The sequence below is a fragment of the Gemmatimonadaceae bacterium genome (assembly GCA_020852815.1).
Lineage (GTDB): Bacteria > Gemmatimonadota > Gemmatimonadetes > Gemmatimonadales > Gemmatimonadaceae > SCN-70-22.
On record JADZAN010000001.1, the window covers coordinates 13,666 to 32,684 of the forward strand.

At 69.0% G+C, this 19,019-nt stretch carries 15 protein-coding genes; all 15 read left to right on the top strand.

Annotated features, from left to right (window positions below):
- Positions 1-30 precede the first annotated feature (30 nt).
- The 15 genes from bamA (at position 31) to IT359_00140 (ending at position 18,993) form a co-directional block, all read left to right on the top strand.
- A complete protein-coding gene (gene bamA / locus IT359_00070; GenBank protein ID MCC6927356.1) occupies positions 31-2,469 on the top strand; it encodes an outer membrane protein assembly factor BamA in 2,439 nt (812 codons plus the stop codon).
- Between the two features lie 98 nt (positions 2,470-2,567).
- Positions 2,568-3,191, top strand: a complete 624-nt coding sequence (locus IT359_00075) for an OmpH family outer membrane protein (GenBank protein MCC6927357.1) — start codon at positions 2,568-2,570, stop codon at positions 3,189-3,191.
- Between the two features lie 96 nt (positions 3,192-3,287).
- Positions 3,288-4,334, top strand: a complete 1,047-nt coding sequence (lpxD, locus tag IT359_00080) for a UDP-3-O-(3-hydroxymyristoyl)glucosamine N-acyltransferase (GenBank protein ID MCC6927358.1) — start codon at positions 3,288-3,290, stop codon at positions 4,332-4,334.
- Positions 4,331-5,608: a bifunctional UDP-3-O-[3-hydroxymyristoyl] N-acetylglucosamine deacetylase/3-hydroxyacyl-ACP dehydratase gene (locus IT359_00085; GenBank protein MCC6927359.1), complete on the top strand. Its 1,278-nt coding sequence runs from the start codon at positions 4,331-4,333 to the stop codon at positions 5,606-5,608. The genes lpxD and IT359_00085 overlap by 4 nt, the downstream gene beginning before the upstream one ends.
- Complete coding sequence (gene lpxA / locus IT359_00090; GenBank protein ID MCC6927360.1) at positions 5,605-6,381, top strand: acyl-ACP--UDP-N-acetylglucosamine O-acyltransferase; 777 nt, start codon at positions 5,605-5,607, stop codon at positions 6,379-6,381. Before IT359_00085 ends, lpxA begins: the two co-directional genes overlap by 4 nt.
- Positions 6,378-7,385: a Gfo/Idh/MocA family oxidoreductase gene (locus IT359_00095; GenBank protein MCC6927361.1), complete on the top strand. Its 1,008-nt coding sequence runs from the start codon at positions 6,378-6,380 to the stop codon at positions 7,383-7,385. Before lpxA ends, IT359_00095 begins: the two co-directional genes overlap by 4 nt.
- Positions 7,378-8,490, top strand: coding sequence for a lipid-A-disaccharide synthase (gene lpxB / locus IT359_00100; GenBank protein MCC6927362.1), 1,113 nt, complete (start codon positions 7,378-7,380; stop codon positions 8,488-8,490). The genes IT359_00095 and lpxB overlap by 8 nt, the downstream gene beginning before the upstream one ends.
- A complete protein-coding gene (locus IT359_00105) occupies positions 8,487-9,164 on the top strand; it encodes a lysophospholipid acyltransferase family protein (protein MCC6927363.1) in 678 nt (225 codons plus the stop codon). The genes lpxB and IT359_00105 overlap by 4 nt, the downstream gene beginning before the upstream one ends.
- Positions 9,165-9,167: 3 nt before the next feature.
- Positions 9,168-10,208, top strand: a complete 1,041-nt coding sequence (locus tag IT359_00110; protein ID MCC6927364.1) for a tetraacyldisaccharide 4'-kinase — start codon at positions 9,168-9,170, stop codon at positions 10,206-10,208.
- Between the two features lie 408 nt (positions 10,209-10,616).
- Entirely contained in the window at positions 10,617-11,597 is a 981-nt protein-coding gene (locus tag IT359_00115; protein MCC6927365.1) for a Glu/Leu/Phe/Val dehydrogenase, read from the top strand.
- Positions 11,598-11,711: 114 nt separating this feature from the next.
- On the top strand, positions 11,712-12,170 hold the full coding sequence (locus IT359_00120; protein MCC6927366.1) for a 23S rRNA (pseudouridine(1915)-N(3))-methyltransferase RlmH: 459 nt from the start codon (positions 11,712-11,714) through the stop codon (positions 12,168-12,170).
- A 370-nt stretch (positions 12,171-12,540) separates the two neighbouring features.
- Positions 12,541-14,109, top strand: coding sequence for a bacillithiol biosynthesis BshC (gene bshC, locus IT359_00125; GenBank protein MCC6927367.1), 1,569 nt, complete (start codon positions 12,541-12,543; stop codon positions 14,107-14,109).
- Positions 14,110-14,201: 92 nt separating this feature from the next.
- On the top strand, positions 14,202-15,824 hold the full coding sequence (gene murJ / locus IT359_00130; protein MCC6927368.1) for a murein biosynthesis integral membrane protein MurJ: 1,623 nt from the start codon (positions 14,202-14,204) through the stop codon (positions 15,822-15,824).
- A gap of 40 nt (positions 15,825-15,864) precedes the next feature.
- Positions 15,865-17,796 carry an excinuclease ABC subunit UvrC gene (gene uvrC / locus IT359_00135; protein ID MCC6927369.1) on the top strand — a complete coding sequence of 644 codons (1,932 nt, stop codon included), beginning with the start codon at positions 15,865-15,867 and terminating at the stop codon, positions 17,794-17,796.
- A 51-nt stretch (positions 17,797-17,847) separates the two neighbouring features.
- A complete protein-coding gene (locus tag IT359_00140; protein ID MCC6927370.1) occupies positions 17,848-18,993 on the top strand; it encodes a threonine synthase in 1,146 nt (381 codons plus the stop codon).
- Positions 18,994-19,019: the final 26 nt, after the last annotated feature.

Consider the following 19,019-nt stretch of genomic DNA (forward strand, 5'->3'; position numbering starts at 1 on the left):
GGTCGTTCCCTTTGTGTATATTAGTCGGCTATGTCACGGAAGCTGTTTGCGCTCCTCGCGCTCGGCCTGATCGCCCCGTTCGTGCGGGTGGCGTCGGCCCAGGATGCTGCCACACAGGGTCGATGCACCACCCCGGATTCCATCACGGTTCGGGGGAACAAGCGCGTGACGACAAACGACGTCATTACCGAGACCGGCTTGCTGGCGGGAACCCAGCTGAACTACAAGGCCGTGCAGCGTGCCATCAAGGCGCTCTACCAATCCGGGCAGTATGAACGCGTGGCGATCACCTGCGACCTCGACGATGGGCGCAACTTCGCCACGCTGGCCATCGAGGTGAAGGAGCGTCCGCTCCTCGCGGAGACCGACGTTCAGGGCGTGCAACAGCTTTCAGGGCGCAGCGTGCGCGACAAGATCGACCTCGGCTACAACAAGCCGCTCGATCCGTCGGCGGTGGCGCTGGCTGTGCATCGCATCGACTCGCTGTACGAGAAGAGCGGTTATTACCTGGCCAAGGTCACGGTCGACAGCCAACTGGTAGGTGACGAGGGAGTGCGCCTCTTCTTCAAGATCGATGAAGGGCGACGGTTGGCGGTCTCCGGCGTCCGCGTGGCGGGGAGCCACAGCCTCAAGCCGAGTGAAGTGGTAGGCGCGATGAAGACGCGCCCCGAGGGTTTCTTCTTCTGGAAGAAGGGCGAGTTCAACGAGGACAACTACGCGGGCGACCTCGCAGAGCGGATCCCGGCGTTGTACGCCAGGCGCGGCTTCATCGATTTTCGCGTGGCGAAGGACACGCTCATCATCGATCGCCAGCGCGGCAAGGCGCTGGTGGACCTCGCCGTGGAGGAAGGGGCGCGATACAAGGTGGGCGACTTCGAGGTGACGGGGAACAAGCACTTCTCGAGCGAGGACCTGGCGCGCTTCTACCCGTTTGGTGAGCAGTCGCGCCCCGTCATGGCGCGCGTGACCGACTTCCTCAAGCGTCGTTCACCGACGCCCAAGGGGATCTTCGACCAGGCGGCGTGGGACGATGCGCGCCAGAAAATCTCGACGGCGTACGCGACCGAGGGGTACATCTACGCCAACGTGCGCCCCGTGGTGGAGCGCCGCGTGATGCCCGACTCGTCACGCTACGTGGACCTGCGCTGGGAAGTGGACGAGCGCACGCCGGCGATCATCAATCGCATCGAGATCTTCGGCAACGACTACACACAGGAAACGTGCATTCGCGACCAGTTGGTGATCCTCCCGGGGCAGGTGTTCAACCAGGAGGCGCTGATTCGTTCGTGGCAGAGCCTGGGGAACCTCGGCTTCTTCGAGACGCCCATCCCGCCGCCTGACACGCGCACCGCCAACGAGGGGGGCGACGTCGATGTGGTCTTCCGGGTGAAGGAGAAGCGCACCGGCAACGTGAACTTTGGCGCGTCGATGGGGCAGGGGACGGGGGTGGGCGGCTTCATCGGGCTCGACCAGCCCAACCTGTTCGGGCAGTGCAAGCGCGGCTCGGTGCAGTGGCAGTTCGGGCGGTACATCAACGACTTCAACCTGTCGTACTCCGACCCGCGCGTGAAGCAGTCGCTGGTGTCGGGGACGGTCTCGGTCTACCGCTCGCTGCAGCGGTACTACATTGCCGACCTCGGGAGATCGCTGCGCACGGGGGCACAGCTGCAATTCGGCGTGCCGCTGCCGCACTCGCCGTACACGCGCGTCTTCCTCTCGTATGGCGCGGAGAACGTGAAGTTCGGGACGCAGGGGCTGCTGGGCGACTTCCGGACGGATTATGGCAGCAAGTCATTCCGTTCGACGCTTGGCGCCTCGCTCACGCGCGACACGCGCATCGACCTGCCGTTCCCGACGGCCGGGGCGCAGTACAACGTCTCGGCCAACTTCAACGGGGGGATCCTCGGGGGGACGTCGTCGTTCCAGCGCTACACCGCCGACGCGAGCGCCTTTGCCCCGTTGTGGCAGTTGGGGGGCGGGAAGCCGGGATCGCAGCCCATCAAGTTCGTGGCGGGGCTCACCGCGCGCAGCGGGGCCGTGTTTGGCAACACCGGGCCGTTCTTCTTCTCGCAGGAATTCGCGTTAGGCGGCGTGCAGTACGGCGAGCGCCTGCGCGGCTACGAGGAGTTCTCGATCTCGCCCAGCGGCTACGTGACGGGGACCAGCACGTTCAATGCGCAGCGTGGGTCGTTCGGCAAGGCGTTCTTCAGCACGACCGCCGAAGTGGGGATGCGCGTGAACCAGGCGTTGTACCTGGCGGTGTTCCACGACGCTGGCAACGTGTGGGCGCACCCGCGCGACTTCGATCCGACACGGCTGTTCCGCGGCGCGGGCATCAGCGCGTCGACCGTGACACCCATGGGCCCCCTCGGGCTCGACTATGCGTACGGCTTCGATCGCCTCGATGCGTCGGGGAACAAGAAGCCGAAGTGGCAGCTCCACTTCCGATTGGGGCAGATGTTCCAGTAGCTCACGGCCCCGGATGGCCGCGTGGCGCCGAAGTGACGCCCGCGTCCGGCCGGACCTTCTCCTCTTTCCGCACCTGTTCTTCCAGCACCGGAGACCTCATGTTCCAGTTTCGCGTTCGCGCCTTCCTCACCGTCCTCGCGCTCCTGACCATTGGAGCCGGCGCGGCCTCGGCCCAGTCGAGCGGGCTGAAGTTCGCGTACATCGATTCGCGCGTGGTGCTCGACAAGGCGCCGGGGCGCGCGGCCGCCGAGAGCACGTTCCAGAAGGAGTACGACGCCGCGCAGGTGAAGATCAAGAAGATGCAGGACACGCTGGAGGCGATGGCGTCGGCCTACCAGAAGGCGGCGCCGACGCTGACCGCGGTGACGCGCGAATTGCGCGAGAAGGAGATCCGCGACAAGCAGCAGTCGTTCGAGAATGCCGCGCGCCTGCTCGACGTGCAGATGCAACAGCGCCAGAACGAGCTGGTGCAGCCGATGATGGCGCAGATTCGCGAAGTGCTCGACGCGCTACGCAAGGAAGATGGCTACTCCTTCATCTTCGACATCGGCGCGCAGTCGAGCGTGATCGTGGCGGCCGACTCGTCGCTGAACGTGACCGATCGCGTCATCTCGCGGCTCAAGCCGATCCCGGTGACGGCGGCCAAGCCCGACACGTCCAAGGCGTCGGCGCTCAAGGCGCAGCCGGCGGGCGTGGTGCCGAAGAAGCCGGACACCTTCTAGTACGGCGGTCCGGGTCCCGATCGTGCTCGCGGTGGCGTGGGGAGCGACGTTTCCCACCGCCACCGAGGCTCGCGTTCCGGAGTCCGCCCGGGCCGCATGACGCACGTCATGCTCACGGCACGCGAGATCGCCGCGCTCGTCGGGGGGGAGCTGCAGGGTGACGCCGATGCGTTGGTGCACGCCGTGGCGCCGCTCGACCGTGCGGCTGCCGGCCACCTGACCTTCCTGGGCGTGGCTCGTTATGCGCCCATGCTCGCCAGCTGCGAGGCGAGCGTCGTCCTCCTGTCACCGGACCTTGCGGAGACGTCGGGGCGCGTGGCGGCGCGCATCGTGGTGGCGCACCCGCAGGAGGCGCTGCTGCGCGTGCTGCCGCGGCTCTTCTCGCCGCCCCCCCGCGAGGCCGGCGTGGACCCGACGGCACGCATCGCACGCGGGGCCACGATTGGTGACGACGTCACGATCGGCCCCTATGTCGTGATTGGTGCGGGGGCGCGCGTCGGGGATCGCGTGCAGCTGGAGGCGCACGTCGTGGTTGGGGACGGCGTGGTGGTGGGCGACGACACGCACCTGTATCCGCAGGTGACCGCGTATCCCGGCACCGTGATCGGAAAGCGCGTGGTCGCGCACGCCGGAGCGCGACTGGGGAACGACGGCTTCGGCTACGTATGGGCGCAGGGGGCGCACCAGAAGATTCCCCACGTCGGGCGCTGCCTCATCGAGGACGATGTCGAGATCGGCGCCAACACCACGATCGACCGCGGGAGCATCGACGACACGGTCATCGGCGCCGGGACAAAGATCGACAACCTGGTGATGATCGCGCACAACGTGCGCATCGGTCGCCTGTGCCTCATCGTCGCGCAGACCGGAATTTCCGGGAGCACCCGTGTGGGTGACGGGTGCGTCATTGGCGGCCAGGTGGGGATTGCCGGTCATCACGAGATTGGCGCAGGTGCTCGTTTGGGTGCGCAGGCAGGAGTGTTCGGCGACGTGCCGGCGGGGGAGACGTGGTCGGGGTACCCGGCGCGCCCGCACCGCGAGGCGCTGCGCGCGCAGGCGGCAACGTTTCGGCTGGCGGGGATGATCCGGCGCCTGGAAGCGCTCATCGCCGAGCACGACCGCGAGTCCAAGGGCTCGTCGTGAACGCCCCTCGACGGCAGACGATTGCGGAGGCGGTGACGCTCGAGGGGGTGGGGCTGCACCTGGGGGTTCCCTGCCGGCTCACCTTTCGCCCGGCGGCGCCGGGGAGCGGTGTCTGCTTTGTCCGGACCGACCTACCAGGAGGGCCGACGGTGCGGGCGCACGTGTCGGTCGCGGTGGAGACGGAGCGACGCACGCAGCTGGGCGAGGGGGATGGGGCGCTGCACACCGTGGAGCACGTTCTGGCGGCGGTGGCGGCGCACGAGATCGATGACGTGACGATCGAGATGGACGGTCCCGAGCCGCCGATCATGGACGGGAGCGCGGGGCCCTTCTTTCGTGCGCTGGAACGGGCGGGGATTGCGCCGCACGGCGGTCGCGTCGAGGTTCTGCGGTTGTCGGAACCGGTTCGAGTGGAGCTGGGAGATTCGTGGTATGTCGCCTACCCGGCGGAGGCGTTGTCGCTGGAGGTCTCGATCGACTTCCCGCACGCGCTCGTTGGGCACCAGGAAGGGCGCTACGAGGTGACGGCGGCGTGCTTTGCGCGCGAGCTGGCGGATGCGCGCACCTTTGGCTTCGCTCACGAGGTGGAGTACCTGCGCGGGCGCGGGCTGATCAAGGGTGGCTCCACGCAGAATGCCGTCGTCCTCGGCCCCGAGGGCGTGGTGGAGAACGAACTTCGGTGGGCCGACGAATTCGTGCGGCACAAGGCCATGGATTGCGTGGGTGACCTCGCGCTCGCGGGAAAACGCGTGCTGGCACGCGTGGTGGCCCACCGCCCCAGTCACGCCGGAACGGTGCGGCTGGTGCGCGAACTGACCAGGAAGGCGTGCAAGGAGACGCAGGTGATCCACATCGAAGAGATCATGCGACTGCTCCCCCATCGGTACCCGTTTCTCCTCGTGGATCGCGTGATCGAGTACGAGGAAGGGAAGCGTGTGGTGGGGATCAAGAACGTCACCATCAACGAGCCGTTCTTCCAGGGGCACTTCCCGGGGCATCCCATCATGCCCGGCGTGCTCATCATCGAGGCCATGGCGCAGGTGGGCGGGATCCTGCTCATGGGAACGGTGCAGAACGCCGAGGACAAGGTGGTCTACTTCACGTCGCTCGACAACGTGAAGTGGCGCAAGCCGGTGCGCCCTGGCGACCAGCTGCGCTTCGAACTCGAAGTGGTGAAGATTCGCGGCCCGGTGTGCCAGATGCGCGGCGTGGGAAAGGTGGACGGATCGCTCGTGGCGGAGGCGGACATGTCGGCGATGCTGAGGGACCGATGAGCACGAACATCCATCCCACCGCCATCGTCTCGCCCAGGGCGGTACTGGGTGCCGACGTGCAGGTCGGGGCGTTCGCCATCGTGGGCGACCAGTGCGAGGTGGGCGACGGCTCGGTGATCGAGGCGCGCGCCATGCTGGAGCGCAACGTGAAGCTCGCGCCTAACGTCACCATCGGCATCGGTTCCGTGATTGGCGGCGACCCGCAGGACCTCAAGTTCAAGGGAGAGGAGACCTGGGTCGAGATTGGCGAGGGGACCCGGATTCGCGAGTACAGCACGATCAACCGCGGGACGTCGCAGTCGTATCGCACCACGGTGGGGAAGGGGTGCTTCCTGATGTCGTACGTGCACCTGGCGCACGACTGCCACGTGGGCGACGGGGTCATCATCTCCAACGGAACGCAGCTGGCGGGACACGTGACCATCGAGGACCGGGTGATCATTTCCGGGCTCGTGGCCGTGCACCAGTTCGTGAAGATCGGCAAGCACGCCTTCGTTGGGGGATGCTCGCGCGTGGCCAAGGACGTGCCCCCCTTCCTCAAGGCGGTGGGGAACCCGGTCAAGCTCTACGGCCTCAATAGCGTGGGGCTCCAGCGCAGCGGCTTCTCGGAGGAGACGGTGCGCGAACTCAAGCGTGCCTATCGCCTCTTCTTCCGTTCGGAACTGAACGTGTCGCAGGCGATGGAACGGGCGCGATCGGAGCTGCAGCCGATGCCCGAGGTCGATCACTTCCTGCGGTTCCTCGAGGACTCCGGGCGCGGGGTGGTCATTTGAGCGCCACGCCGTTGCGCGTCGGCGTGATTGGCGCTGGAGCGCTGGGCTACCATCACGTCCGCATCATGCGGGAGATGGAGGACGTTGCGTTCGTCGGCTTCCACGAGGCGCGCACCGATCGCGCGTCGCAGGTGGCATCGGAACTGGGGGTGCGCGCGTTCGATGACGCGGTGGCGCTGGTGGAGGCGTGTGATGCGCTGACGATCGTCGTGCCCACGCCGGCGCACTTCGCGGTGGCGCGGGAGGCGGTGTCGCGCGGCAAGCACGTCCTGATCGAGAAGCCGCTCACCGCGACGCTGGCGGAGGCCGATGAGTTGCTGGCGCTCGCGGCGCGCCACGGGGCGCTGGTCCAGACGGGGCACGTGGAGCGCTTCAATCGCGCGATTCGCGCGGCCATGCCCTACGTGGAGAGCCCGCGCTTTCTCGAGAGCGACCGCCTGGCGCCGTTCAGCCCCCGCGGCTCGGATGTCGCCGTCGTGCTCGACCTCATGATCCACGACATCGATCTCCTGCTCACGCTCGTGCGGAGCGGGGCGCAGGACGTGGCGGCGGTCGGGATCCCGGTGCTCACGCCGTTCGTGGATATCGCCAATGCCCGCATCACCTTCCAGTCGGGCGCCGTGGCGAACGTGACGGCGAGCCGCGTGTCGCGCGAGCGGATGCGCAAGCTCCGCCTCTTCCAGCCGTCCGGCTATCTGTCGTTGGACCTTGGCGCGGGGAACGGCGAGTTCTACCGCATTCGCGGCGACGTGGACCTGGCGGCGCTGACCAAGGCGCCGCAGGCGCTGGAGGCGTTCGTCGAACGCATCCCGCTCGAGGCGCCCGACGGCGAGCCGTTGCGGCTGGAGTTCCGCTCCTTCATCGACGCGGTGCTGGGGCGAGCGCCGGTGACGGTGACGGGGGCCGATGGGCGCGAGGCGCTGGCCGTGGCCATGCGCATCGTGCACGAGATCGAGCGCACGCGGCCGGCGCTCGCGGGCGGGGCGGAGCGGGCGCGTGCGTGAGGTCCTGGTGATCGCCGGCGAGGCCTCCGGCGATCTGCATGCGGCGGGGTTCGCCCGTGCCCTCGCGGCGCTGCGCCCCGACCTGCGCCTGGTCGGGATGGGAGGACGCAACATGCAGAATGCCGGCGTGCAGCTGCTCGAGGACGCCGAGCGAATGGCGGTGATGGGGTTCGTGGAGGTGCTGCGCAAGGTGCCGCACCATTGGAAGCTCCTCCGGCAGCTGGAGCGGCGCCTGGCGAGCGGCAACGTCGCGTTGCTGGTGACGATCGACTATCCGGGCTTCAACATGAAGGTGGCGGCGGCGGCGCGGCGCCACGGCGTCCCGGTGCTGTACTACATCACGCCGCAGGTCTGGGCGTGGGGGGCCAATCGCCTTCCCAAGCTCGAGCGCCTCATCACGAAGGCGGCGGTGATCCTCCCGTTCGAGGAGGCGCTGCTGCGGCAGCACGGGATCGACGCCACCTTCGTCGGGCATCCGCTGCTGGACCGGGCGCAGGCGCTCCCATCCCGGGCGGAGGCGCGGCGCGCCCTTGGGATCGCCGAGGATAGGCGCGTGCTGGCGTTGTTTCCAGGGAGCCGCGCACAGGAGATCGCGCGGCACCTGGACGACTTCGTGGCGACGGCCCGGCTGCTGGAGGCGCGACATCCCGGTCTCGAGGTGGTGGTGAGCGCGGCGCCGACGGTGACGCTCGATCCGGCGCGCTGTCCCTACCGTCAGGTGCACGGCGCGTCGTTCACCGTGCTGCGGGCGGCCGATGCGGCGCTGTGCAAGAGCGGGACAACGACGCTGGAGGCAGCGGTGGCCGGGTGTCCGCTCGTCGTGGCGTATCGCACCAGCGGCTGGACCTACGCCATTGCCCGGCGCGCGGTGAAGATCCCCTACATCGGGCTGGTGAACGTCGTCGCCGGACGGGAGGTGGCGCGCGAGTTCGTGCAGGACGCACTGGTTCCGGCCAACGTCGCCGCGACGCTGGGGGAGCTGCTGGAGCCCGGGAGTGCGGCTCGAGCGGCGCAGCTGGCGGCGTTAGGCAAGGTGCGCGACACGCTGGGCACGCCCGGCGCGTCGGCGCGCGTGGCGGCCATGGCGGCCGACCTGGCCCGGTGACGACCTCCACCGCGAGCGCCGGCACCGCGCGCCGCCTCGACTGGCGCACCCGACTCAAGATCGGGTGTGCAGTCACCGTCGGCGGGGCCATCGTCCGGCTGCTCGCGCACACTTGGCGCGTGACACGGAACGGGCCGGGGCGCGAACAGGCGCGCACCGACGAGCGCGGCGCAGTCTTCATCCTCTGGCACGGCGAACTCCTGCCGATTCTCTGGGCGTACCGGGGCGAGGGAATCAGGGCGTTGATCAGTACGCACGCCGACGGCGAGATCATTGCGCGGATCATCGAGGGGCTGGGGTTCCGCACGGTGCGCGGGTCGTCGAGCCGTGGCGGGGCCCGCGCGCTGCTGGAGATGGTCCGTGAGCTGCAAGCGGGGGGCGAGGTGGCGGTGACGACCGACGGGCCTCGCGGCCCGCGCCGCGTGATGCAGCCGGGGGCGGTGATGGCGGCAATGCGCGCCGGCGTCCCGATCGTCGCGTTCGGCGCCACGGTCGATCGCGCCTGGCGCTTTCGATCGTGGGATCGCTTCGTCCTCCCCAAGCCCTTTGCGCGCGTGACCGTCACCACCTCGCCGGCGCAGATGGTCGAGGCCACGACGAGCGAGGGGGCCGAAGGCGAGCAGGAACGTTTTCGCGCGATCCTGATGGGCGTGTGCACGCCTGACGAGGGGTAAGCCGTGGATCCCTTTGCCGTGTGGGAAGGGACGGGCGTGGGGGCGCAACTGGCGCGTGCCGCGCTCTCGCCGCTCGCCTGGTTGTTCGAGGCCGGCGTCGCCGGACGCAACGCGCTCTTCGACGCCGGGGTGCTGGCGCGTCGCGCGACGGCGATCCCGGCGATCTCCGTTGGCAACCTGAGCGTTGGCGGGACCGGGAAGACCCCGGTGGCCGCCGACGTGGCGCGACGTCTCCGCGATGCGGGGGCGCACCCGGCGATCGTGCTGCGCGGCTACGGCGATGACGAACCCGCCGTCCATGCCATCCTGAACCCCGACGTCCCCGTCCTAACGAGTCCTGACCGGGTGGCGGGGTGTGAGGCGGCGCATGCGCGCGGTTGTGACGTAGCAGTCCTCGACGACGCCTTCCAGCATCGTCAGGCAGCGCGCGCGGTGGACATCGTCCTGGTGGCCGCCGAGCAGTGGCGACAGCCGCCGCGATTCCTCCCGGCCGGCCCGTACCGGGAAGGCGCGTCGGCGCTTCGCCGTGCATCGCTCGTGATCGTGACGCGCAAGACGGCGAGCGCGGCAGAGGCGCACGATCTCGCCGCGCGGCTCGCGGCGAGCGCATCGATTCCCTCGGCGAGTGTTGCGTTTCACCTGGATTCGTTGCGGCGAGTTGGTGGTGGGGATGACGAGACGATGCCGTTGTCCTCGCTTGGCGGGCAAACGGTGTTGGCGGTGACCGGGATTGGCGCGCCGCGCGCCTTTGTCGCGCAATTGGAGGGCGTGGGGGCCCGCGTGGACTTGGTATCGTTTCCAGATCACCACCGTTTCAGCGATGCTGATGTCGCGCGGATCGGCGCGCGGATCAGCGCGCGGAACAGCGCGCGTGCCCCTCGGTACGCGTGCGTCGTCTGTACGCTGAAAGACGGCGTGAAACTGGGGAATCACTGGCCTCGCGCTGGGGTGCCCCTGTGGTATGTTTCGCAGCGATTGACCGTCGAGTCGGGCGAGGCGGCGTATGTGGCCGCGATTCGACGCGTGCTGGACGCTCGCCCATGAACTGGATTCGCGAATCGTTCCGACCACTACCGGCCGTGTGCCGGTCCACCACCGGCCCGGGGCCGGCCCACTGAATTCCTCATGCCCACCGATCTCCGCCTCCCGACGAACGCCATCGTCCAGCCGGACAAAGATCGTTTTCTGAATGAAGAGAACCCGTTCGAGGCGATGATGTCGCGCTTCGATCGCGCCGCCGAACTCCTCGACCTCGAACCCGGTCTCTACAAGGTCCTACGCAAGCCCGAGAAGCAGCTGATCGTGTCGTGTCCCGTTATGATGGACAGCGGCGAGATCGAGGTCTACACGGGCATTCGCGTCCTCTACAACACTTCGCGCGGTCCCGCCAAGGGCGGCATCCGCTTCGATACGCAGGTCACGCTGGATGAAGTCACCGCGCTCGCGGCGTGGATGACGTGGAAGTGCGCCGTCGTCAACGTCCCGTTTGGCGGCGCCAAGGGCGGCGTGATCTGCGATCCGCTCAAGATGAGCGCCGGTGAACTCGAGCGGCTCACGCGCCGGTACACCTCGGGGATCATGTCGGTGCTCGGCCCCGACTCTGATGTCCCCGCGCCCGACGTCAACACCAACGAGCGCGTGATGGCGTGGATCATGGACACCTACTCCATGCAGATGCGCCACACCGTGACGGCGGTCGTCACGGGGAAGCCGATCGAGATGGGTGGCTCGCTGGGTCGTCGTGAGGCGACCGGGCGCGGGTGCATGTTCGTCACCAAGGAGGCGCTGGCCCACCTCGGCATGAGCGTGAAGGGGACCACCGTTGCCGTGCAGGGCTTCGGCAACGTGGGGTCCGTCACCGCACAGCTGCTCGCGCGCGAGGGGTGCAAGATCGTGGCGATCGGCGATCGGAGCGGGGCGTACTACAACGCCAACGGCTTCGACGTGGACGATGCCGTTGCCTACGTGAAGAAGAACAAGGTGCTGGAGGGATACACCAAGGGTGACGTCATCAGCAACGACGAGTTGCTGACGATGGATGTCGACGTCCTCGTCCCCGCGGCGCTGGAGAACGTGATCACCACGAAGAACGCCCCGAAGATTCGCGCCAAGATCATCTGCGAAGGGGCCAACGGACCGACGACGGCGGCTGCCGACGCGATCCTCGATGAGAAGGGAATTTTCGTCATCCCTGACATCCTGGCCAACGCAGGTGGCGTGACGGTCTCGTACTTCGAGTGGGTGCAGGACCGTGGCGGCTACTTCTGGAGCGAGGACACCGTGAACGATCGCCTGCGCGATCTCATGGTGAAGTCGTTCCGCGACGTGCTGGAGCTCGCCAAGCAGCACAAGGTCAACATGCGGACGGCGGCGTACATGCTCTCGATCTCGCGTGTGGCCACCGTGCATCGCCTGCGCGGGATCTACGCATAACCGAATCGCCGCTCACGCCGTGATGGACGCGCGTGAGATGCGGAGCGGGTTGGCAACGTGCAACGGGCGGTGCGGCGTGATGCCGCGCCGCCCGTTGCGTGCAATGTGGCGCGCATGAAGTTCCGCGTCGTGGCGGTCGGTCGCCCGCGCGATCGCGCGCTGGCGGAGTCAATCGCGGACTACGAGGGGCGCGCCGCGCGCTACTGGCCGCTCGAAGTCGCCGAGGTGAAGGAGGAGCGCGGTGGGGAAGGGGTGGTCGCCATGCGCCGGGAAGGGGAGCGTTTGTTGGAACGCGCGGCGGGGAGCGTGATCGTCGCCTGCGACGAGCGGGGAGACGCCATGACGTCGACAGACTTCGCGGCCTGGATGCAGCGGCTGCGCGAAGGGGGGCGCGACGTGTCGTTCGTGATGGGTGGGGCGTTCGGGCTCGACGACGCCGTGCGGCAGGCGGCGAGTCGGCTCATCACCCTCGCGCCGTTCACGCTCCCGCATGAGGTCGCGCGCCTGGTCCTGGCCGAGCAACTGTACCGGGCGGGGACGATCGTTAGGCGGGAGCCGTATCACAAGGCGTGACGGCCGGTCCGCGCGCTCGTGGCGGCGGCAGGGGAGGTTCGCGCCGGGATGTGGGCGGCGGTGACCTGCGCGAGTCGCGGGCGGGTTGGCGCGCACCTTCACGCGTGCGCCGCCAACAACTCCCCACGTTTCATGGCGCCTGCACTCGCGAAAGCGCATCCACTCGCGCGAGATTTCCCGCTGCCCGAGCCGGCGGAAGCAGTGCGATTCCCTGGAGCGGGCGACGTCTTGGCGCAGTCCGGCCGTCCCTGCCTCCTCCAGCACCCTGGACGTTCATGATCGCGATCCCAGTCGTACGATGTTGCTGTCGCCTATGGGGGCGCATTGCGGCCGCATGCGGGACGAACGTCGGTTGCGCGCCAGCGCGGGCATGACGCTTCCTCGCATCATCACGGAGTCGCTTGGTGGCGGCCCCCTGGCTCGCCGCCTCATTGCCGGCGATGCCCCGACGCCATGGTATCTCCCGCGCCCCACCTCACCGGAGACGTGGCGGGGACGCGCGGAGGACGTGCGCGCTTCGGCCCAGTCATCCTGGCTCTCCTCGCTTGTCACCGCATTCGCGGCCACCGGTGCAGCGCGCGAACGCCTCGAGCGCGTGGCGAACGGACAGGGCGTCGTTGTCACGACGGGGCAGCAACCCGGGCTCTTCGGCGGGCCGATCTACACCTGGTCGAAGGCGCTGTCCGCCCTGGAACTGGCGAATGCGATCGAGCGCGACACCGGGATTCCCGCAGCCCCCGTCTTCTGGGCGGCGACTGACGACGCCGACTTCGCGGAGGCTTCGGACACGTGGGTGGCACTGGTTGGTGGGGAAGAGCACCTGACGACGGCCATCGATGCAATCGACGCCCTGCCAATGCACGACCATCCCCTGGGTGACGTCTCCCATGCCCTGGAGCGACTGGCGACCGCCGCGGGCTCGGCGGTGGAGCCGGGAATCCTGGACGCGGTGCGCGTTGCCTACCACCCGAAAGCGACGGTGGGCGGGGCGTATCTGACGCTGATGCGGCAGCTGTTGCAGCCGCTGGGGATCGCCGTACTCGACGCCTCGCACCCAGCGCTCCTCGCCGCCGAACGGCCGTGGCTGGAACGTGCGCTGGTCCGGTCGCGAGAGGTGGAGGGCGCGCTGCTGGCGCGCAGCGCGGAGATACGGAGCGCCGGTTTCGAGCCGCAGGTGGCGGACGTGGAGGGGCTGTCGCTCGTCTTTGGCCGAGAAGCGGGACGCAAGATCCGCATCCCGTTGCGCCTGGCGGAGCACGCCGCCGCCGACCGTGCGGCACCGCTCTCCCCGAACGTCCTCCTGCGTCCGGTGGTCGAGCGGGCGGTGCTGCCCACGGTCGCGTACGTGGCAGGCCCCGGGGAGATCGCCTACTTCGCGCAGGTTGGGGCGGTCGCTCCCGTGCTGGGCGCGGCCACGCCGCTCGTCGTCCCGCGGTGGTCGTGCACGATTGTCGAACCGCATGTTGCCGCGCTGTTGGCGGCGCGCGGCATCGAGCGGCATGACGTGGCCAATCCGGACGCACTCGAGACGTCGCTCGCGCGGCGCGCCGCGCCGGCGCCGGTGATGACGGCGCTGCAGGCGCTGCGCGATCGCATCGATCACGAGACGTCCGCGCTGGCTCGCGTGCTCTCCGACGAAGGCTCACTCCTTCCGCCATCGGTCACCGACGGGCTGCGCCACCAGATGACGTGGCGTGCCGAACGTCTGGAGCGGCGCCTGATCGCGGCGCTCAAGCGGCGCGACGATGCAATGCGGCGCGACGTGGCCACGCTGCGTGGCGCGCTCCATCCCGGTGGCATGCGACAGGAACGCGCCCTCAATCTCCTCCCCATCGTGGCGCGACACGGGCACGGCGTCGTCGAGGCAATGCGGATGGCGGCGCGCCGGCACGCCGAGGCGCTGGTGCACGGTCGCCCCCTCCCGGTGGACACGGCGTGAACCATCCGAACGGGGAGTCGCCAGCTGCACGATCGTCGGAGGGCTCGGCCGAGCGGGCGAGTGCACCCTCGGGTGCACGCTCGAGTGCGCCCATGAGTGCTCGTCCGGCGGCGCGCACGGCGGAGGGACCGGCGGTCGCGGGCGACAGCGGTAGCCGGCGGCCGGCGGCGCTGGTCGCCGCGGGAATCCTGCTCAGCCGGCTCGTCGGCCTCGTGCGGACGCGTGTCTTCCTCTACTACTTCGGTGCCGCCGACGAGTCCGACGCCTTCACGCAGGCGTTCAAGATCCCCAACATCCTGCAGAATCTCTTTGGGGAGGGCGTGCTCTCGGCGTCCTTCATTCCCGTGTACTCGCAGCTGCGTGCGCGCGGCGACGACGTGGGGCGGCAGGAGGTGGCGGGGGCGGTGCTTGGCGTGCTCGCCTTCTTCTCGGCGGTGGTCGTCCTGATTGGCGTGCTGGCCGCGCCCGTGCTGGTGCATGTCATCGCGCCGGGCTTCGAGGGGGAGAAGCGCGCGCTCACCGTGCACCTGGTGCGCATCCTCTTTCCCGGGGCGGGACTGCTCGTGCTGGCGGCGTGGTGCCTGGGGGTGCTCAACTCGCACGGGAAGTTCTTCCTCTCGTACGCGGCCCCCGTACTGTGGAACGCGTGCATGATCGGGGCCCTGGTGCTGTATGGCGGGTCGGTCTCGCTTCCGCGACTGGCGGCGGTGCTCGCCTGGGGGAGCGTGGTGGGGAGCGCGTTGCAGCTGGTGGTGCAATGGCGCAACGTGCACAAGGTGCTGGGCGTCTGGCGCGTGACGGTGAGCACCCGCTCGCCGCACGTGCGCACCGTCCTGCGCAACTTCGGCCCCGTCTTCGTGGGGCGCGGCGTCACGCAGCTCAGCGCCTACATCGATTCGTTCATCGCGTCGTTCCTGGTCACCGGCGCGCCGACCATCCTCAACAACGTGCAGCTGCTGTACATGCTCCCGGTGTCGCTGTTCGGCATGTCCATCTCGGCGGCCGAACTGCCGGCCATGTCGAGCGTGACGGGCGACACGGGCGAGATCGCCGGGCAGCTGCGCGATCGACTGGGGCTGGGGCTGCGCCGCATCGCGTTCTTCATCGTCCCCTCGGCCGTCGCCTTCCTTGCGTTTGGCGACCTGCTGGCGCGCGTGGTGTACGAAGGGGGCGAGTTCCGGCACGAGCAGGTGCAATGGGTGTGGGGTGTCCTGGCCGGCTCGGCGGTGGGGCTCCTCGCGTCGACGCTCGGCCGCCTGTACGCGTCGGCGCTCTATGCGCTGCGCGACACGCGCACGCCGCTGCGCTTCGCGATGGTGCGCGTGGCGCTCACGACCGGGCTTGGCTTCGCCGCCTCGCTATGGCTCCCCGGCGTGCTGGGGTTGAACCCGCGATGGGCGGTGGCCGGGCTCACGGTGTCGGCGGGATGTGCGGCGTGGGTGGAGTTCGCGCTCCTGCGCCGCGCCGTTGGACGGCGCATCGGACCGGTCTCCATCCCGCCGCGTGTGCTGTTCACACTGTGGGGATGTGCTCTCGTTGCCGCGCTCGCCGCTTGGGGGGTGCGGGAACTGCTGAGCGATGTGCGCCCGATCCTCATGAGCATTGCCGTTCTCGGGATGTACTCGCTGGCATACGGCGTGGCGGCGATGGCGGCGGGCATCCCGCAGGCGCGGGCCATTGGTGAGCGCGTGCTGGCGATGGTCCGCGCGCGCTGACGGCGCGCAGGGCGGGGGGGCGTCCGAGTACCTTTCCCTCATGCTCGAGACTCCAGCGGCGGTTGCCGCGAAGGTGCCGCACCTCCCCGAGTCGCCCGGCGTCTACCTGTGGAAGGACGCCGAGGGGACGGTGCTGTACGTGGGCAAGGCCAAGCGGCTGCGCGCGCGCGTGCGGAGCTACTTCTCGGGCGATCACCATGCCTCGGTGAAGACGCAGCACCTGGTGCGACTCATCGCGGAGCTGGACACGATCGTTGTTCCTTCCGAGGCGCACGCGCTCATCCTGGAAGCGAACCTGATCAAGGAGCATCGCCCCCGTTTCAACATCGCGCTGCGCGACGACAAGTCCTATCCGTACATCAAGGTCACGCTGCAGGAGCCGTTTCCGCGGGTGTACGTCACTCGGCGGTTAGTCAACGATGGGGGGCGCTACTTCGGGCCGTATACCGACGTGGGCGCGATGCGGCGGGCTCTCAACGTGGTGAAGCGTATCTTCACCGTGCGGTCGTGCCACTACGCCCTGATGGACGAGGTGCCGGACCGTCCCTGCCTCGACTTCCACATCGGCAGGTGCAAGGCGCCGTGCGTGGGCTACCAGCGCGAGGACGAGTACCGGGCGATGATCGACGAGGTGGTCCTATTCCTCGATGGGCGCACCGCCGAGGTTGTCAAGCGGGTGCGCGCCCGCATGATGGAAGCCTCGGCGTCGCTCAATTTCGAGCGGGCCGCGGAGTTGCGCGACGCGCTGTTGCGGCTGGAAAAGCTGGAGGAGCCTACCGTCGTCGTGCAGGTGGAGGGCGGCGACCGCGACGTGATCGGGTACGCCCGTGACGGCGACGATGCGTGCGTGACCATCCTGCGCGTGCGTGGCGGCAAGCTGCTGGCGCGCGACCAGCGCTACCTGGAGAACCTCGAGGGCGAGGACGACCCGACGATCCTGTCGGCGTACCTGGCGCGCACGTACGTCGCGTCGAACGAACGCGCGAACGAGCTCCTGGTACCGATGGACTTCGAGGATCGCGCCGTGCTGGAGGAATCGCTCGGCAGCACGCGCGTGGTGGTGCCGCAGCGCGGCCCGCGCCGGGAGTTGGTGCAGCTGGCGGACCAGAATGCGCGACACCTCCTGGAGGAGTTCAAGCTCGCCTCGTTCGAGGCCGAAGAGCGCGCGGCCAGCCCGGTGTACGACCTGCAGCGCGAACTCGGACTGCAGAAGCTCCCGCGCGCCTTTGTCTGCTTTGACATCTCCACCACCCAGGGCACCGACACCGTCGGGTCGTGCGTATGGTTCGAGAACGGGCGCGCGCGGCGCGGCGAGTATCGCAAGTTCAAGGTGAAGACCGTCGAGGGAACCGACGACTTCGCCTCGATGCGCGAGGTGGTGGGGCGCTACTTCGGGCGCCGTCTCGAGGAACAGAAGCCGCTCCCCGATCTGGTCTGCATCGACGGCGGAAAGGGGCAGCTCAACGCCGCGCACGAGGCGCTGCAGTCGCTGGGGCTGGGCGAGCTCCCGCTCATCTCGCTGGCGAAGAAGGAGGAGGAAGTCTTCGTCCTGGGGCGCAGCGAGTCGCTTCGGCTGTCGCGCCGCTCGCCGGCGCTCCGCACGCTGCAGCAGGCGCGCGACGAGGCGCATCGCTTTGCCGTGACCTTCAACCGCGCGCGCCGCACCGCGCGCACCCTGACGTCGGAGCTGCTCAAGGTCCCGGGGGTCGGACCCGCCAAGCGCCGCGCACTCCTCAAGGCATTCGGTTCGCTGCAGGGAGTGAAGGAGGCGACGCCGGACGCGATCGCCGCCATCCCGGGCTTCTCGATGGCCTCGGCCGAGCGCCTGCTGGCCGCCTTGCGTGCGCCGATTGCCGGGAATCCCGCCGAGCCGCCGACGGTCGACGGTGCGTGCAGCGCCGACACCCCCTCACCCGTATCTGCGCAGGATGCCGGCGCCCCCAACGCTGCCGACACGCCGCACCGCCACTAGCGGCTTCGCCGCGCCGCTTTGCTCCCCCCCGCCTAACTCCGCTCTCGCCTCATGCCAGCCTGGACCCTCGCCTGTTCTGCCTGCGGTCATTCCGAGTCGCAGCACGCCCCCGTGGGGTTGTGCCCGCAGTGCGGTCAACCGTTCCTCGCGCAGTTCGATGGGCCGGCCCCATCGCGCGAGGCGCTCCTCCCACGATGGGACATGTGGCGCTACGCGCCCGCCCTGCCGCTGGTGGACGGCGAATCGCCGGTCTCGTTAGGCGAAGGGCTCACCCCGCTCACCGAGTCGGCGTCGCTGGCGTCGCTGGTGGGAGTGCGGAAGCTCTGGATCAAGGACGAAGGGGTGAACCCGACGGCGTCGTTCAAGGCGCGCGGTCTCAGCGCCGCGGTAACGCGCGCCAAGGGGCGCGGTGTTCCCGGCCTCGTCGTCCCGACGGCGGGGAACGCCGGCGCCGCACTCGCCGCGTACGCCGCCGCCGCAGGGCTGCCAGCGCGCATCTACGCCCCCGCCACCACGCCACGCCCCATCCTCGACATCATTCGGGGAATGGGCGTCGACCTCGTCACGATCGACGGGCACATCGGCGACTGCGGCCGGCTCTCGGTGGCCTATGCCCAGGAAACGGGCTTCTTCAACGTCGCCACGCTTCGCGAGCCGTACCGCGCCGAGGGGAACAAGACGCTCGGCCTCGAGCTGGCCGAGCAGCTGGGATGGCGCCTCCCCGATGCCATCGTCTATCCCACGGGGGGGGGCGAGGGCGTCATCGGGATGTGGAAGTCGTTTCACGAGATGCGTCGCTGGGGGTGGCTGGATGCCGCAGAGCGCCTGCCGCGGATGATCGTTGCCCAGGCGGCCGGCTGTGCACCGCTGGTCCGTGCGCACGGCGACGGCGCCGATCGCGCTACGCCGTGGGAAAATCCGTGGACGTACGCCGCCGGGCTGCGCGTCCCCGGGCCGCTGGGTGACCGCCTCGTCCTCAAGACGCTGCGCGACAGCGGAGGCGACGCCGAGGCCGCCACCGAGGAGGAGATCCGCGACTACAGCGCCAGGCTATCGCACGCCACCGGGATCGACGCCGCCCCCGAGGGAGGGGCCGCGCTATTCGTCACCGCCAAGCTGGTGAGGCTGGGGCGCCTGTCGCCCGACAGCGAAGTGGTGGTGTACAACACGGGGAGTGGCGCCAGCTACCGGCAATGAGCGCCGGCAACGCAGGGCGTGTATTT

What these genes read in the sequence shown, in the direction of transcription:
- IT359_00140 (MCC6927370.1), top strand. Translation starts at nt 17,848, where the DNA reads ATGCCAGCCTGGACCCTCGCCTGTTCTGCCTGCGGTCATTCCGAGTCG.
- murJ (MCC6927368.1), top strand. Translation starts at nt 14,202, where the DNA reads ATGAGTGCTCGTCCGGCGGCGCGCACGGCGGAGGGACCGGCGGTCGCG.
- bshC (MCC6927367.1), top strand. Translation starts at nt 12,541, where the DNA reads ATGACGCTTCCTCGCATCATCACGGAGTCGCTTGGTGGCGGCCCCCTG.
- IT359_00120 (MCC6927366.1), top strand. Translation starts at nt 11,712, where the DNA reads ATGAAGTTCCGCGTCGTGGCGGTCGGTCGCCCGCGCGATCGCGCGCTG.
- bamA (MCC6927356.1), top strand. Translation starts at nt 31, where the DNA reads ATGTCACGGAAGCTGTTTGCGCTCCTCGCGCTCGGCCTGATCGCCCCG.
- uvrC (MCC6927369.1), top strand. Translation starts at nt 15,865, where the DNA reads ATGCTCGAGACTCCAGCGGCGGTTGCCGCGAAGGTGCCGCACCTCCCC.
- lpxA (MCC6927360.1), top strand. Translation starts at nt 5,605, where the DNA reads ATGAGCACGAACATCCATCCCACCGCCATCGTCTCGCCCAGGGCGGTA.
- lpxD (MCC6927358.1), top strand. Translation starts at nt 3,288, where the DNA reads ATGACGCACGTCATGCTCACGGCACGCGAGATCGCCGCGCTCGTCGGG.
- IT359_00075 (MCC6927357.1), top strand. Translation starts at nt 2,568, where the DNA reads ATGTTCCAGTTTCGCGTTCGCGCCTTCCTCACCGTCCTCGCGCTCCTG.
- IT359_00115 (MCC6927365.1), top strand. Translation starts at nt 10,617, where the DNA reads ATGACGTGGAAGTGCGCCGTCGTCAACGTCCCGTTTGGCGGCGCCAAG.